Source organism: Pseudomonas trivialis, from assembly GCF_036864995.1.
Lineage (GTDB): Bacteria > Pseudomonadota > Gammaproteobacteria > Pseudomonadales > Pseudomonadaceae > Aquipseudomonas > Aquipseudomonas trivialis.
The window spans coordinates 2,121,402-2,133,849 of record NZ_CP142151.1; the positions used below are offsets into that span (position 1 = coordinate 2,121,402).

15 protein-coding genes and 2 pseudogenes are annotated in these 12,448 nt (G+C 60.9%); 9 read left to right on the forward strand and 8 right to left on the reverse strand.

Features of this window, described 5'->3' with window-relative positions; genetic code table 11:
- The first annotated feature begins 31 nt into the window (after positions 1–31).
- The 6 genes and pseudogenes from VRB54_RS09515 (at position 32) to VRB54_RS09540 (ending at position 4,767) form a co-directional block, all read left to right on the forward strand.
- Positions 32–721, forward strand: a complete 690-nt coding sequence (locus tag VRB54_RS09515) for a response regulator (RefSeq protein WP_338480549.1) — start codon at positions 32–34, stop codon at positions 719–721.
- Between the two features lie 5 nt (positions 722–726).
- A pseudogene (locus tag VRB54_RS09520) lies at positions 727–1,901 on the forward strand (sensor histidine kinase).
- A 296-nt stretch (positions 1,902–2,197) separates the two neighbouring features.
- Positions 2,198–3,445: a glycoside hydrolase family 68 protein gene (locus VRB54_RS09525; protein WP_338480550.1), complete on the forward strand. Its 1,248-nt coding sequence runs from the start codon at positions 2,198–2,200 to the stop codon at positions 3,443–3,445.
- 128 nt (positions 3,446–3,573) lie between these two features.
- Positions 3,574–3,795, forward strand: a complete 222-nt coding sequence (locus VRB54_RS09530) for a PLD nuclease N-terminal domain-containing protein (protein ID WP_338480551.1) — start codon at positions 3,574–3,576, stop codon at positions 3,793–3,795.
- Positions 3,796–3,799: 4 nt separating this feature from the next.
- A complete protein-coding gene (locus VRB54_RS09535) occupies positions 3,800–4,315 on the forward strand; it encodes a hypothetical protein (RefSeq protein ID WP_338480552.1) in 516 nt (171 codons plus the stop codon).
- An 8-nt stretch (positions 4,316–4,323) separates the two neighbouring features.
- The gene (locus tag VRB54_RS09540) at positions 4,324–4,767 is read left to right on the forward strand and encodes a DUF421 domain-containing protein (RefSeq protein ID WP_057009494.1); all 444 of its coding nucleotides are present in this window, start codon (positions 4,324–4,326) and stop codon (positions 4,765–4,767) included.
- A gap of 66 nt (positions 4,768–4,833) precedes the next feature.
- Here VRB54_RS09540 and VRB54_RS09545 read toward each other — a convergent pair whose 3' ends face one another.
- The 5 genes from VRB54_RS09545 to VRB54_RS09565 all read right to left on the reverse strand — a co-directional run bounded on the left by VRB54_RS09545 (position 4,834) and on the right by VRB54_RS09565 (position 8,961).
- On the reverse strand, positions 4,834–7,188 hold the full coding sequence (locus VRB54_RS09545) for an FdhF/YdeP family oxidoreductase (protein ID WP_338480553.1): 2,355 nt from the start codon (positions 7,186–7,188) through the stop codon (positions 4,834–4,836).
- Positions 7,189–7,248: 60 nt separating this feature from the next.
- Positions 7,249–7,500, reverse strand: coding sequence for a hypothetical protein (locus VRB54_RS09550; RefSeq protein ID WP_338480555.1), 252 nt, complete (start codon positions 7,498–7,500; stop codon positions 7,249–7,251).
- A complete protein-coding gene (locus VRB54_RS09555) occupies positions 7,497–7,754 on the reverse strand; it encodes a DUF6555 family protein (RefSeq protein ID WP_338480556.1) in 258 nt (85 codons plus the stop codon). Before VRB54_RS09555 ends, VRB54_RS09550 begins: the two co-directional genes overlap by 4 nt.
- Before the next feature lie 66 nt (positions 7,755–7,820).
- Positions 7,821–8,102 carry a hypothetical protein gene (locus VRB54_RS09560; RefSeq protein WP_338480557.1) on the reverse strand — a complete coding sequence of 94 codons (282 nt, stop codon included), beginning with the start codon at positions 8,100–8,102 and terminating at the stop codon, positions 7,821–7,823.
- A 94-nt stretch (positions 8,103–8,196) separates the two neighbouring features.
- On the reverse strand, positions 8,197–8,961 hold the full coding sequence (locus tag VRB54_RS09565) for an OBAP family protein (protein ID WP_338480558.1): 765 nt from the start codon (positions 8,959–8,961) through the stop codon (positions 8,197–8,199).
- A 127-nt stretch (positions 8,962–9,088) separates the two neighbouring features.
- On the opposite strand from VRB54_RS09565, the gene VRB54_RS09570 reads away from it, so the two are divergent.
- Entirely contained in the window at positions 9,089–9,790 is a 702-nt protein-coding gene (locus VRB54_RS09570; protein WP_338481078.1) for a glycosyltransferase family 2 protein, read from the forward strand.
- 2 nt (positions 9,791–9,792) lie between these two features.
- Complete coding sequence (locus VRB54_RS09575) at positions 9,793–10,041, forward strand: hypothetical protein (protein ID WP_003235658.1); 249 nt, start codon at positions 9,793–9,795, stop codon at positions 10,039–10,041.
- A gap of 6 nt (positions 10,042–10,047) precedes the next feature.
- On the opposite strand, the gene VRB54_RS09580 is transcribed toward VRB54_RS09575, so the two are convergent.
- Positions 10,048–10,251: a hypothetical protein gene (locus tag VRB54_RS09580; RefSeq protein WP_422396097.1), complete on the reverse strand. Its 204-nt coding sequence runs from the start codon at positions 10,249–10,251 to the stop codon at positions 10,048–10,050.
- Between the two features lie 222 nt (positions 10,252–10,473).
- Here VRB54_RS09580 and VRB54_RS09585 point away from each other — a divergent pair, with 222 nt between their 5' ends.
- Positions 10,474–10,623: a hypothetical protein gene (locus VRB54_RS09585; protein ID WP_338480560.1), complete on the forward strand. Its 150-nt coding sequence runs from the start codon at positions 10,474–10,476 to the stop codon at positions 10,621–10,623.
- 402 nt (positions 10,624–11,025) lie between these two features.
- Here VRB54_RS09585 and VRB54_RS09590 read toward each other — a convergent pair.
- Both VRB54_RS09590 and VRB54_RS09595 read right to left on the reverse strand, forming a co-directional pair.
- A pseudogene (locus tag VRB54_RS09590) lies at positions 11,026–11,124 on the reverse strand (LysR family transcriptional regulator); the annotation flags it as partial.
- A gap of 338 nt (positions 11,125–11,462) precedes the next feature.
- Positions 11,463–12,347: a LysR substrate-binding domain-containing protein gene (locus tag VRB54_RS09595; RefSeq protein WP_338480561.1), complete on the reverse strand. Its 885-nt coding sequence runs from the start codon at positions 12,345–12,347 to the stop codon at positions 11,463–11,465.
- Positions 12,348–12,448: the final 101 nt, after the last annotated feature.

Consider the following 12,448-nt stretch of genomic DNA (forward strand, 5'->3'; position numbering starts at 1 on the left):
AATTATCAAGGTTTCATCAAGAGGCTTCTTTGTGTCAGGAAAACGTATCCTCATTGTCGAAGACGACGCCGACAGCGCCAATATCCTCGAAGCCTACCTGCGCCGCGACGGCTTTGAGGTGGCCCTGGCCGAGGATGGCCGGCGCGCGCTCGACCTGCACAAAAGCTGGCAACCGGACCTGATATTGCTCGACGTGATGCTGCCGCACCTGAGTGGCACCGAAGTGTTGTCCGCCGTGCGCCGCAGCAGCGACACACCGGTGATCATGGTCACGGCCATGGGCGACGAGCCGGAAAAACTCGGTGCCCTGCGCTATGGCGCCGACGACTATGTGGTCAAACCCTACAGCCCGCGCGAAGTGGTGGCGCGGGTGCATGCGGTGCTGCGGCGCACTGGTGCCAGCCAGCCGGTCGAGCAGGTGCTGCGGCACCAGAACCTGCGGGTGGACCTCGGCGCCTTCACCGCCGCGATTGAACAGCACGATGCGCCGCTGCAGTGGCTGGACCTTACGCCCACCGAATTCAAGTTGCTGGCGACCCTGCTCAAGACCCCGTCCAAGGCGTTCACCCGCGACGAACTGCTGGAAATCTGCCTACCCGACAGCGAAGCGCTGGCCCGCGTGGTCGATGCCCACGTGCATAACCTGCGGCGCAAACTGGAAACCCATGGCATCGCCGGCGTGCTGGTGACGGTGCGCTCCATTGGCTATCGGTTTCGGTAATCGACATGACACAGACCTCTGGCGTCAACGACAAGCCTTTATGGCGCTGGGTGGGCATGCGCATGAGCCTGCTGGCGATTGGCGCGGTGGTGGTGATTGCGCTGTGCATGTGGATCAACTTCTGGGTGTCGGACTGGTATTTTCTCCAACACCTGCCGCCCGACGCGCGCGAGGAGTTGCTGCAACTGCGCGCCGAGCCGCAACTCAACGAGGTGCGCCTGCGTCAGCTGGTGGCCGAGTATTACCCGGTGGAGTTCTTCCAGCCGGACATCGCCAATCGCGACTGGCTGATCCTCGCCGGCCTGGTGCTGGTCGCCATTCCGATCATTATTTTCTTTGGCCTGTGGTTTTCGCGGCCCTTGTCCAGCCAGTTCTCGGCGATTGCCCAAGGCGCGCGACGGGTCGCCGGGGGGATTTCCTGACACGCCTGCCGATCCAGCCGCACACACCGGACGAGCTGCGCCGCCTGATTGGCGACTTCAACAGCATGACCACCCGGTTGCAGCGCTACGAGCGCGATGTGCGCGAGTCCAGCGCGGTGATCGCCCACGAATTGCGCACCCCGTTGAACGCAGCCATGGGGCGGGTCCAGGGCATGCTCGATGAGGTGTTCCCCAGCGATGCTGCGCAACTGAGCATGGTCAAGCGCCAGCTCGACCAATTGCGCAAACTGGTGGATGACCTGCACCTGTTGTCGATGACCAGGGCAGGGCGGCTGGTGCTGGAGCGCAGCGAGTTCTCCCTGGCAGCGCTGGTGAGCGAACGCCTGGCGTGGTTCCAGCCGCAACTGGACGAGGCCGCCATCGAGACCCACGTCAGCATTGCCCGGACGTTGTCGATCAATGCCGATCGCGACCGCCTGGGCCAGGTGCTCAACATCCTCATCGACAACCTGCTGCGCTACGCGGCCGGTGGCGGCGCGTTGACCATCACCGCGCGGCAGGTCCAGGCGCGCATCGTGATCGAGATCGCTGACCGAGGGCCGGGCATCGAAGCCGAGCACCTGGACAGTGTGTTCGATCGCTTCTGGCGTGCGGAGCGCTCCCGCGCCCGTTATTCCGGCGGCAGCGGGCTGGGCCTGTCTATCGCCCGCGCCATCTGCCAGGCCCATGGCGGGTCGATCACCGCCAGCAACCGCGAGGGGGGCGGAACCCTGATCAGGGCGGAATTTTTGCTGTAGCGGCCGCGTGGCGTGGAGTATTGGACGTGCTCACTCAATATTTCAGGGTTGGTTATATAGCAATCTTGATTGATCTAGTTGTAAGTAGTTGCTCAAGGCCATTAACTTGCCATGTAGTAGATAGTGGCCTTTGACTCCTTAAATAATTTTTCATAATGCCTGTTGCAAGTTCTATGTTAAACCTTGTTTCGCACTATTAACGCTATTCGACTGAATGCCATTAATCATTCGAAGTGATCGTGCGCCTTGAATTCAAATACCGCTTGTCACTTGAGCGTCAGTAAAAGGACATCAACATGAAACCTGCGAATCACACACCCACACGCTGGACCCGGGCTGATGCGCTGAAAGTCAATGAAAATGACCCGACTACCACGCAACCGTTAGTACGGCCTGACTTCCCCGTCATGAGTGACACTGTCTTTATCTGGGACACCATGCCCCTGCGCGACCTCGACGGCGCGGTGGTTTCCGTCGATGGCTGGTCGGTGATCTTCACGCTCACCGCCGACCGTCGCCCCCACGACCCGCAGTTTATCGATGCCAACGGGCGCTATGACATCAAACGCGACTGGGAGGATCGACATGGCCACGCGCGCATCTGCTACTGGTATTCACGCACCGGCAAGGACTGGATTTTCGGCGGCCGCGTCATGGCCGAAGGTGTGTCGCCCACCACCCGGGAATGGGCCGGCACGCCTATTCTGTTAAATAACAACGGTGATATTGACCTGTATTACACCTGTGTTACGCCGGGTGCGACCATTGCCAAGGTAAAAGGCCAGATCGTGACAAGTGAAGAAGGCGTGCAACTTGTCAATTTCAATAAGGTGAAGTTTTTATTTGCGGCAGACGGCACTTATTATCAAACCGAAGCACAAAATGCGACGTGGAACTTTCGTGACCCCAGCCCGTTTATCGATCCGCAGGATGGCAAGTTATATATGGTGTTCGAAGGCAATGTAGCCGGCGAGCGCGGCACCCATACGGTCGGCCCTGAAGAAATGGGCCTGGTTCCGCCGGGGCATGAGGACGTCGGCGGCGCGCGTTTTCAGGTGGGCTGTATCGGCATCGCCGTGGCCAAGGACCTGACTGGCGAAGAGTGGGAAATACTGCCGCCCCTGGTCACGGCAGTCGGCGTCAACGACCAGACTGAACGCCCGCATTACGTATTCCAGGACAACAAATATTATCTATTCACCATCAGCCACAAGTTCACCTACGCCGACGGCGTCACCGGCCCGGATGGCGTATACGGCTTTGTCAGCGAACACCTGTTCGGCCCATACCGCCCGATGAACGCCTCCGGGCTGGTGCTGGGCAATCCCCCCGCGCAGCCTTTCCAGACCTACTCGCATTGCGTGATGCCCAACGGCCTGGTGACTTCATTCATCGACAGCGTCCCCACTCAGGACGGCGACTTCCGCATCGGTGGTACCGAGGCGCCCACCGTCAGAATCGAGCTGCACGGCGACCGCTCGTTTGTGCGCGAAGCCTATGATTACGGCTACATTCCGCCGATGCGCGATGTTGTGTTGAGTTAACGCTGTAAGCCGCTTGCCTGTGCCCGTCAGGCAAGCGGCCTGATCGTTCAGTCACCTTCAAACCGAAAAAAATGAACCCCCGCAGTTTCTTCAGAACCTAAATGGACATGACCTGAAGGAGGTGCATCATGCAAATCACTTATCTGTGGATTTTCCTCGCCGTCATCGCACTGTTGCTCGATCTGTGGGTGATCAACAGCGTCTGGCGCAGCGACAATGCGTCAGGGAGCAAAGCCGGCTGGACAGCGCTGGTGCTGCTGTTGCCATTCGTCGGCGCTGTTATCTGGGGCGTCTCCGGCCCGCGCGGGGTGGCCAAAGCACCGTCCTCGCCGGAACACAGCAAGGGCTGACCTCATGGCGCAGCCCGATCACAGCGACCTGCACAACCGCCACTACCCGGTCGACGAAGACATGGCGCTGCAACGCAGGGTCTGGCGCTTTGAGCGTGTCGGTTGGTACACGCTGGTGCTGTTGATCGGTCTGACCCTGGCCGGCCTGTTTTCCAAGGGCCCCTTGAGCAACGCCGAAAGCAACAGTGCCGATGGGCAACTGCGGGTTGAGTACCAGCGCTTCATGCGCAATGGCGCCTCCGATGCGTTGATCATTCATCTGCAGGGTAAACCTGGTGAGCCGATTGAAGTGGCGATAAATGGTGAGCTGCTGCAAGGCTTCAACGTTGAAATGCTGCAACCCCAGCCGCTCAAGGCCAGCACGGCGGGCGAGGGCGTCAGGCTGTGGGTGCTCAGCGACATCGACGGTCGGGCTGCCCTGCATGTGACCCTGCGCAGTGACGGCGTGGGCCGTTTTGCCACACGGGTAACGTCAGCCAGCGGCGCGTCGGTGCAACTCTTACAATTCATTTACCCGTAGGGGGCATCATGGACTCGGTGCTGCGCGCAGCCGCGATTTACCTGGTGTTGATGGTGCTTTTCAAGATCGCCGGCAGGCGCTCGCTGGCCGAACTCACCACCTTTGACCTGGTGCTGCTGATGGTCATCGGCGAGGCCACCCAGCAGGCATTGTTGGGCGATGATTTTTCGCTGACCAATGCGCTGCTCGTCATCGCCACGTTAATCACCATCGACATCGGGTTGTCTCTGCTCAAGCAACGCTCGCGCTGGTTCTCGCGGGTGCTTGATGGCGGGCCGACCATCGTGGTCGAACAGGGTCAGCTGCTGCACGAACGCCTCAAACGAGCCCGCCTCGATGAGGGCGATATTCTGGAAGCCGCACGTTCCGCCCAGGGCATCGTGGAGATCAGCCAGATCAAGTTCGCCATTCTTGAACGCAATGGCAAACTTTCGGTGATTCCGTATGAATAACGCTATCGGCCTCCTCGCCTGCCGACGCGCCGATATCCACTACCGGGAACGTCAAATGGCTGGGGATCAGATCCTTGCGTTGCGCAACGTCGGGCGACCGCGAGGGGCAGACTCAGACTGACGAGTGGGCAGGCTGAGCCGCACCGGCACCGATTTGGCGGCAGGCACTTTACTGCGCTCAGCGTGATGCCAAAGGGGTAGCAGCGGGTTGCATTCAGGGTAATACGCCGCGGCGCAGCCTTCGGGAATGTCGTAGGCGATGATCTCGAACGGCCCCACCTGGCGCGTTACCGCAGGCTCGATGGCGGTGGTCAGCATGACCTGCTGGCCGGCCGCGAAACCCAGGCGCACGATGTCGTTGGCATGCATGAAAATGACTTCACGGGTGCCGCTCACCCCGCGAAAACGGTCGTCGAACCCATAGATGGTGGTGTTGAACTGATCGTTGCTGCGCAGCGTCATCAGTTGCAGTACATCGCGGTCAGGTTCGGTGAGGTTTACGTCATCGTCTTCGGCGAGGGTCACGGGGGTGACGAACTGCGCCTTGCCGCTGGGCGTTTCCCACTGTCTTTGCGCGGCGGCAATCGGGCGATGGAAGCCGCCGGGCTCGGCCATGCGGGTTTCCATGTCGTGGAAAATCTTCGGATAGACCGTGGCGATGGCGGTGCGGATCCTGGAGTAGTCGTCGTTCCAGGCTTGCCAGTCGATGGTGCAGCCGTTGGTGAGGGTGGCCATGGCCAGGCCGGCGACGATGCTGGTTTCGGCGCGCACCTGCGGGCCAACCGGTTCGGCATTGCCACGCCAGCTGTGGATGCAGCCGGTGCTGTCCTCGGTGGTATACAGCTGCGGCACGCCGTGCTGGCGGTCGATTTCGATGCGCCCCAGGCAGGGCAGCAGCCACATGGCGCGCGCGGGCAGCAGGTGAGTGCGGTTGAGCTTGGTCGCCACTTGCACGTTCAGCTGCAGATCTTGCCAGGCCGGTTCCATGCGCGAGGTGTCGGGAATCGCCCGCAGGAAGTTTCCGCCCAGGCCGATGAAGCCACGCACGCGGCCGTCGAGAATGCCTTCGCAGGCATCCACCGTGCACAGGCCCTTATGCGGCGGCACGCTGAAACCGAAGTGCTGTTCGATCAGCTCCGCCGGGACTTTCTTCGGGTCTTCGGTAATGCCCACGGTGCGCTGGCCCTGCACGTTGGAATGGCCACGCACCGGGCAGATGCCCGCGCCCGGCTTGCCGATATTGCCGCGCATCAGCAACAGGTTGACCAGCATCTGCACGTTCGTCACGCCGTGTCGGTGCTGGGTGATGCCCATGCCATACACCAGCATCACGCGCTGGCTGCGCGCATACACGGTGGCGGCGGCTTCCAGCGCGCCACGGGTCAGCCCGCTCTGGCGTTCCAGTTGCGCCCAGTCACAGCCACGAACGTAGGTAGTGAACGCCTCGAAGCCTTCGGTGTGGCTGGCGATGAAGTCATAGTCCAACACCGCCGGCGTGCCGTGCTCGGTGGCCTGGTCATCCATGGTCAGCAGCGCCTTGGCGATGCCGGTGACAGCCGCCGTGTCGCCACCAATGGCGACCTGGTGGTATTGGGTGCTGATCAGAGTCGACTCGGGCGTAAGCATTTCTCTGGGCGACTGCGGGTTGACGAAGCGCTCCAGGCCGCGCTCGCGCAGGGGGTTGAAGGTGATGATCGGCACGTCGCGTCGGCGCGCGTCCTGCAGTGGGTGCAGCATGCGCGGGCTGTTGCTGCCGACGTTCTGACCAAAGAAAAACAGGCAGTCGGTGTGCTCGAAATCGTCGAGGGTCACGGTGCCCACGGGCACGCCGATGCTCTCCTGCAACCCCACCGAGGTGCTTTCGTGGCACATGTTGGAGCTGTCGGGCAGGTTGTTGCTGCCGTAGGCACGGGCGAACAGCTGGTACATGAACGAGGTTTCCAGCGACGCGCGCCCCGAGGCGTAAAACACCACGCTGTCCGGGTCCATGGCTTTGAGCTGCGCGCCGATGTCGCGGTAGGCCTCTGCCCAGGAGGTTTCGCGGTAGCGGTCCGTGACGGGGTCGTAGCGCATGGGGTGGGTCAGGCGACCCTGCTGCTCCAGCGCATAGTCCGACCATTCGCGCAGCTCGCTGAGGCTGTGCTCGGCAAAGAAGGCTGGGTCGGTCTTGAGTGAGGTAAGTTCCCAGGCGGTCGCCTTGGCGCCGTTCTCGCAAAATTCCAGCGCATGGGGACGGCCGGGTTTGGCCCAGGCGCAGCTCACACAGGCGAAGCCGTCCGGCTTGTTCTGTTTGAGCAATGCCGCCGGCGCTTTGCCCAGTGCCTGCTCGCGCCACAGGATGCGCATCACCGATTGGGCAGAGCCCCATCCGCCACTGGCGTGGGTGTAGGGCTGGAAGTGACTCTTGGGGTAGATGAGCATCAGGCACTCCCAGGCATCGGCCGGAACCGGTCAAGGTCCCCGTTTGGTGCAAGCTTCGCGCTACGTGCGCATCGCGCGCTGAATGCGCATCCACTCGCGATACGCCGCTGTGCGCTGGGTATCAGCGAGTTTTTTCGCTTCGGTAAAACGTGCCCAGGTGAGCGGATCGCCGCTGTAGGACTCGATCAACTGGTAAGCCAGGGCGTCCAGTCGGTCGGCTTCGAAGAACATGGCGGTGTTCTGCGCGATTTCGTCATCCCAGGTATGGCTGGGGCTGGGGCTGGTGCTGCGATTGAGTGTCTGACTGTTCATGATGTAACGCTCTGTGCCCAATTAATCTCGGTAGCGCTGCTCCACTGCACATCAGTGATGCCGTATTTCTCGGCCATGGGGCGGGAGACACGCTTGAGGTTCTGCTGACCAAACCTGGGTATCACAGCCACCCCCGCATCGCAGCTTGCCCAATGCCAGGCTTCGGCATTGTTCATCTGCGATGCGCGCACGATGAAGGACTTGGGTTCACCGTGCAGCTGGTAGTGAATAGTGAATAAATCGTTGCGTTTCATGAGACCTCCCTATGCTCATGAGTAACAGATGATTGACGTCACAGAAGATTCAAAATAATTGAGGCGTCAATCGTCCACGGTAAAGGTGACAAAGCCTGGCCCGTCATTTGGCCGTTCAATCTCGACAATCACACCGCCCACGGCGGTGCCATCAGGCAGGTTGACGGTCACATGGTTGGGGTGACCCGGCCACTGCAGCGGCGTTTGGAAACTCAGGCGCACGATGGTCGGTTTACCACTGCCGGTCATCTGAATATCAACCGACTCATTCAGGCGTTCCACGGCCTCGGTGCCGAGGTGGCGCGACGCGGTGATAACGCTGGCAGGACCTTGATAGTCGTAAGACATGCGGAGTTACCTCAGGTGATAGGGGGCAATCTTGCCAAGCGGTAGAGCCCGCGGCGCGGGCGATCGTTCAATGCAAATGAGCGAACGGCGGCCGTCAGTGCCGATGGGGTGTTGCCGTGGGATCGACGATCTGGATGATCTCGCCCTGCTGCCACGCATCCGCGCCAGGGGCAATCGGTGGCGCGGGAATGTCGGCCCGTCCGGCTTTCTTTTTGTTGCTGTCGATCCCCAGCCGCTGATCGCGTTCGGCGACCATCGCCGAATCGGCCTGCCCCTCGGCGGTAAACCCCATCATCAGTTGGGGCACGCCCAGAGGCAGACGCTTGTCGAGGTCGGTGTGCCAGGTATGCCAGGTCTTGCCGTAGGTGTGCACCAGCTTTTCCATCAGGGCGTGCTCGGCCACTTCAGGAATGCCGGGCGCCACCAGTTGCCCCGAGTTCACCTCATGCACATGGCTGTGCCACAGGGCTTTTTCCGCCGTCGGCAGCGCGTTGAACAACTGCTCGCTGATGATGTATTCCACCCCCATCAGCTTTGCCTCCTTGCGATTGCCGTCATAGATCACGCACTGGATCACCTCTTCGTTGAGGATGGCGCAGTAGTGGTGCGCTTCCATTTGTACATCGGGGTGACCGTTGTAGAAGTGGAAGCCATCCAGGTAGGCATTCAGCGCATCGATCGGCGGGCGTGACTGCAGCACGGCGGCGCCGGTATCGAGTGCGCGCGTGGTCGCAGTTTTGGCCTTGCCGGGCGCCTCGACGTTGGAGGGCGAATCATTGCCGGCGCAGGCGCCGAGCAGGGTGAGGGCGGCTGCCAGGCACACGGCCCTGGCGGTGCGGTGGGAAGTGGTGTCAGTCATCGTAGCGTCCATCCTGTTGGCATCCATGTACTGCTTGGAAAGACTGCGCCCGCGCACGTTCAAAACTCTTTAAACCTTCTGCACATGCACAGTGTCGATTGCTCAGGACACGTCGGAGGGAATGCAAATGATAGGGATCGTGATACCTGCCCATAACGAAGAGCGATATATCGGCGAATGCCTCGACTCCGTGTTGCGCGCCACTGAGCATCCGGCCCTCAAGGGTCAGACGCTGGAGATTCTGGTGGTGCTGGACGACTGCTCGGATGGCACGCCCGCGCAGGTGTCGGCAAAGCAGGTAGAGCGCCTGGACGTGTGCTTTCGCAATGTCGGCAGGGCCCGGGCCACAGGGGCCGAGCAGCTCTTGAAGCGCGGCGCGCGCTGGCTAGCCTTTACGGATGCCGACACGGTGGTGCCGCCGGACTGGCTGGCACGTCAGATCGGCTTTGGGGCCGACGCGGTGTGCGGCACCGTCGACGTGGATGGCTGGAGTGAACACGACGAAGCCGTGCGCTCGCGGTACCTGGCGCTGTACCAGTTCATCGAAAACCATCGCCATATCCACGGCGCCAACATCGGCCTGAGTGCCGAGGCCTATCTGACGGCCGGCGGCTTTCAGCACCTGGCTGCCCACGAGGATGTGCGCCTGGTGGCAGATCTTGAACGGACCGGTGCACGCATCGTCTGGACCGCCACCAACCCGGTGATCACCAGCGCACGTCGCGACTACAAGTGTCGCGGAGGGTTTGGCGAATATCTGGCCACGCTGGTGCCCGGCTTTGGCGTCGATGCTTGTCCGGGAGCGAGCGCTGCGCTCGGTGTGGAGTAGACGTGGATCTGGTTGACTGGGTGCAATGGCCCGCCATGGCCGTGACCGTGCTTTCAGCCTGGTTCATCGGTTCGCAACGCCCGCGCCGACGCATGCTCGCGTTCTGGGGTTTCATCCTCAGCAACACGTTGTGGGTGGCCTGGGGCTGGCATACCAATGCCTACGGCTTGATCGTGCTCGAATGCGTTCTGCTGGGCATGAACGCGCGGGGCTTCACAAAGAACCTGCGCGCGCAGCGCAATGCCGGATGATCTTGATCATCGATTTTGCACGTTCTTTCTGAAGCCGCGCAGGTTCATCAGACACAGGCATATTTGCAGCACAATCAGCGCATACGCATGGGCCTGAACGCCCCAGATGACCCACAGAATATTGCTCAAGATAAAACAGACAAATCCTGCCATCCGTCTTGCCGGGCGCTGAGACCCGATCAGCCATGCCGCCATTACGGTGACCGCCATGGCAGGCCATTGCACCCAATCCACATCACTCAAGCCAGCGTCCTCGTTCTTTATTCCGTTTAAAACACAGAGGGCCGCCTGGGTGAATGATTCAGATTTTTTGCCGGTGGTGCCTTGACCGCTTGTCAGCCAGGCAGACTATTTGTTGAACAGGCACAGGTGTGTCCGGGCCAGATAAAACAAGGGCTGACGGCCCGTGTTTGAATCCGCCTGGAGATGATCATGAAAAAACTATCGATGTGCCTGAGCCTCTGCAGCGTGTTCCTGCTGCACGGGTGCTTTGACAATGCCGACAACAACACCAAAGGCAATACCGATGGAAGCAAGTCGTCGGTGCAGATGCAGGAAGGGAAGGTGGAAGGTGGGAAGTGAAAGCGGGGATGCATCGCGGCGCTCATTGTCCGTATCGAAGGGTGCCGTGAATCCATCGAAAACGTATTCCGGTAATTCCTGCAGCAACGCCAACTGTTTCAGATGAGCTGATTAGGCGCTGTCTGGAAGCGGCGCCCAGCTTCTGCGGTGAGCAGGCTTTATGTGGCGAGCGGGCTTGCCCCGCGTTGGGGGGCGAAGCGCCCCCATTCAAGGAAAACGCGTTGTAACTGATGCTGCGCAGCGCCTGGTTTCAGGGCTGCTGCGCAGCCCAACGCGGGGCAAGCCCGCTCGCCACAACAAGCCCGCTTGCCACATACAGCCTGCTTGCCACAACAAGCCTGTTCTCCATATAAGTCTCTGAGATGGCGCAAGAAAGAGGGCTTGCAATGCTCGCGGCCTCACTCACAGCTGCTCCAACAGCCAGGTGCGAAACGCAATCAACGAAGGCAGCCTTTCATTGCGCGGCGGATAAGCCAGGTAATAACTGCGCTGACTGGCGAAGGGCTGCCATCGAAAACGTATGCCGGTAATTCCTGCAGCAACGCCAACTGTTTCAGATGAGCTGACCAGACGCTGTCTGGAAGCAACCCCCAGCTTCTGTGGCGAGCAGGCTTTATGTGGCGAGCGGGCTTGCCCCGCGTTGGGGTGCGTAGCGCCCCCATTCAAGGAAAACGCGTTTTAACTGACGCTGCGCAGCGCCTGGTTTCAGGGCTGCTGCGCAGCCCAACGCGGGGCAAGCCCGCTCGCCACATAGAGCCTGCTTGCCACAACAAGCCTGTTCTCCACATAAGTCTCTGAGATGGCGCAAGAAGGAGGGCTTGCGGTGCTGGTGGCCTCACTCACAGCTGCTCCAACAGCCAGGTGCGAAACGCAATCAACGAAGGCAGCCTTTCATTGCGCGGCGGATAAACCAGATAATAACTGCGCTGACTGGCGAAGGGCTGCCCCAGGCTGATCAATTCGCCCTTGGCCAGTTCGTCGCTCACCAGGATACGCGGCACCAGGCCGATGCCGATGCCTGCGCGCACGGCCTGGATCAGGTGCGACGTCAGCTCAAAGCTCGGCCCCAGGCGCATCAGGCGATGGGGCAGGCGGTGGTGGCTGAACCACTCGCCCCAGACGCTGGCATTGTTTGCCACATTCAACAGCATCTGCTGTGCCAGGTGCTGCGCTTGCCAGTCTTCGTGGGCCTGGGCGGCTTCGGGCGAGATGATCACCAGCAGTTCTTCCATGTGCAACCGATGGCTGATCAGCCCTGGCAGATCGGCACTGCCCACGACGATGGCGGCATCGATGCCGCTGGTTTCGAAGTCGATGGCGTCGATCCGCGAATGGATGTGCACCAGCATGCCGGGATGGCTTTTGTAAAAATCATGCAGGCGCGGCAACAGCCACTTTGAGCCAAAGGTCGGCAAGGTGGCCAGGCGCAGGGTGCCGCTGCCCGATTGGTAGGCCAGGGCCTGCAACGTGGCGCTGCGGATCAGGCCGAGCGCATGGCTCATCTCGCGCTGATACAGCCTGCCCACATCGGTCAACTGGACGTGCCGGCCTTCGCGGCGAAACAGCGTCAGGCCCAGTTGCTGCTCCAGCGCCTGAACCTGTCGGCTCACGGCGCTCTGGGTCAGGGACAGCTCCACGGCCGCGCGGGTGTAGCTCTCATGTCGAGCAGCGGCTTCAAACGCCAGCAGCAGCGACATCGAAGGGGTGAGGTGACGGTAATTCATTCGTAAAAGTCATCGATGGCGGCAGGATTATGCGTTTGTAGCGCGCCGTAACCTGCAGGATCATGGGCCAAACCAACGACCTGAGGCTGACCTATTAATGC

Bases quoted from the DNA above. Each gene is read 5' to 3' on its own strand.
- VRB54_RS09525 (WP_338480550.1), top strand. From the start codon at position 2,198: ATGAAACCTGCGAATCACACACCCACACGCTGGACCCGGGCTGATGCG.
- VRB54_RS09530 (WP_338480551.1), top strand. From the start codon at position 3,574: ATGCAAATCACTTATCTGTGGATTTTCCTCGCCGTCATCGCACTGTTG.
- VRB54_RS09535 (WP_338480552.1), top strand. From the start codon at position 3,800: ATGGCGCAGCCCGATCACAGCGACCTGCACAACCGCCACTACCCGGTC.
- VRB54_RS09540 (WP_057009494.1), top strand. From the start codon at position 4,324: ATGGACTCGGTGCTGCGCGCAGCCGCGATTTACCTGGTGTTGATGGTG.
- VRB54_RS09545 (WP_338480553.1), bottom strand. From the start codon at position 7,188: ATGCTCATCTACCCCAAGAGTCACTTCCAGCCCTACACCCACGCCAGT.
- VRB54_RS09550 (WP_338480555.1), bottom strand. From the start codon at position 7,500: ATGAACAGTCAGACACTCAATCGCAGCACCAGCCCCAGCCCCAGCCAT.
- VRB54_RS09555 (WP_338480556.1), bottom strand. From the start codon at position 7,754: ATGAAACGCAACGATTTATTCACTATTCACTACCAGCTGCACGGTGAA.
- VRB54_RS09560 (WP_338480557.1), bottom strand. From the start codon at position 8,102: ATGTCTTACGACTATCAAGGTCCTGCCAGCGTTATCACCGCGTCGCGC.
- VRB54_RS09565 (WP_338480558.1), bottom strand. From the start codon at position 8,961: ATGACTGACACCACTTCCCACCGCACCGCCAGGGCCGTGTGCCTGGCA.
- VRB54_RS09570 (WP_338481078.1), top strand. From the start codon at position 9,089: ATGATAGGGATCGTGATACCTGCCCATAACGAAGAGCGATATATCGGC.
- VRB54_RS09580 (WP_422396097.1), bottom strand. From the start codon at position 10,251: ATGGCGGTCACCGTAATGGCGGCATGGCTGATCGGGTCTCAGCGCCCG.
- VRB54_RS09585 (WP_338480560.1), top strand. From the start codon at position 10,474: ATGAAAAAACTATCGATGTGCCTGAGCCTCTGCAGCGTGTTCCTGCTG.
- VRB54_RS09595 (WP_338480561.1), bottom strand. From the start codon at position 12,347: ATGAATTACCGTCACCTCACCCCTTCGATGTCGCTGCTGCTGGCGTTT.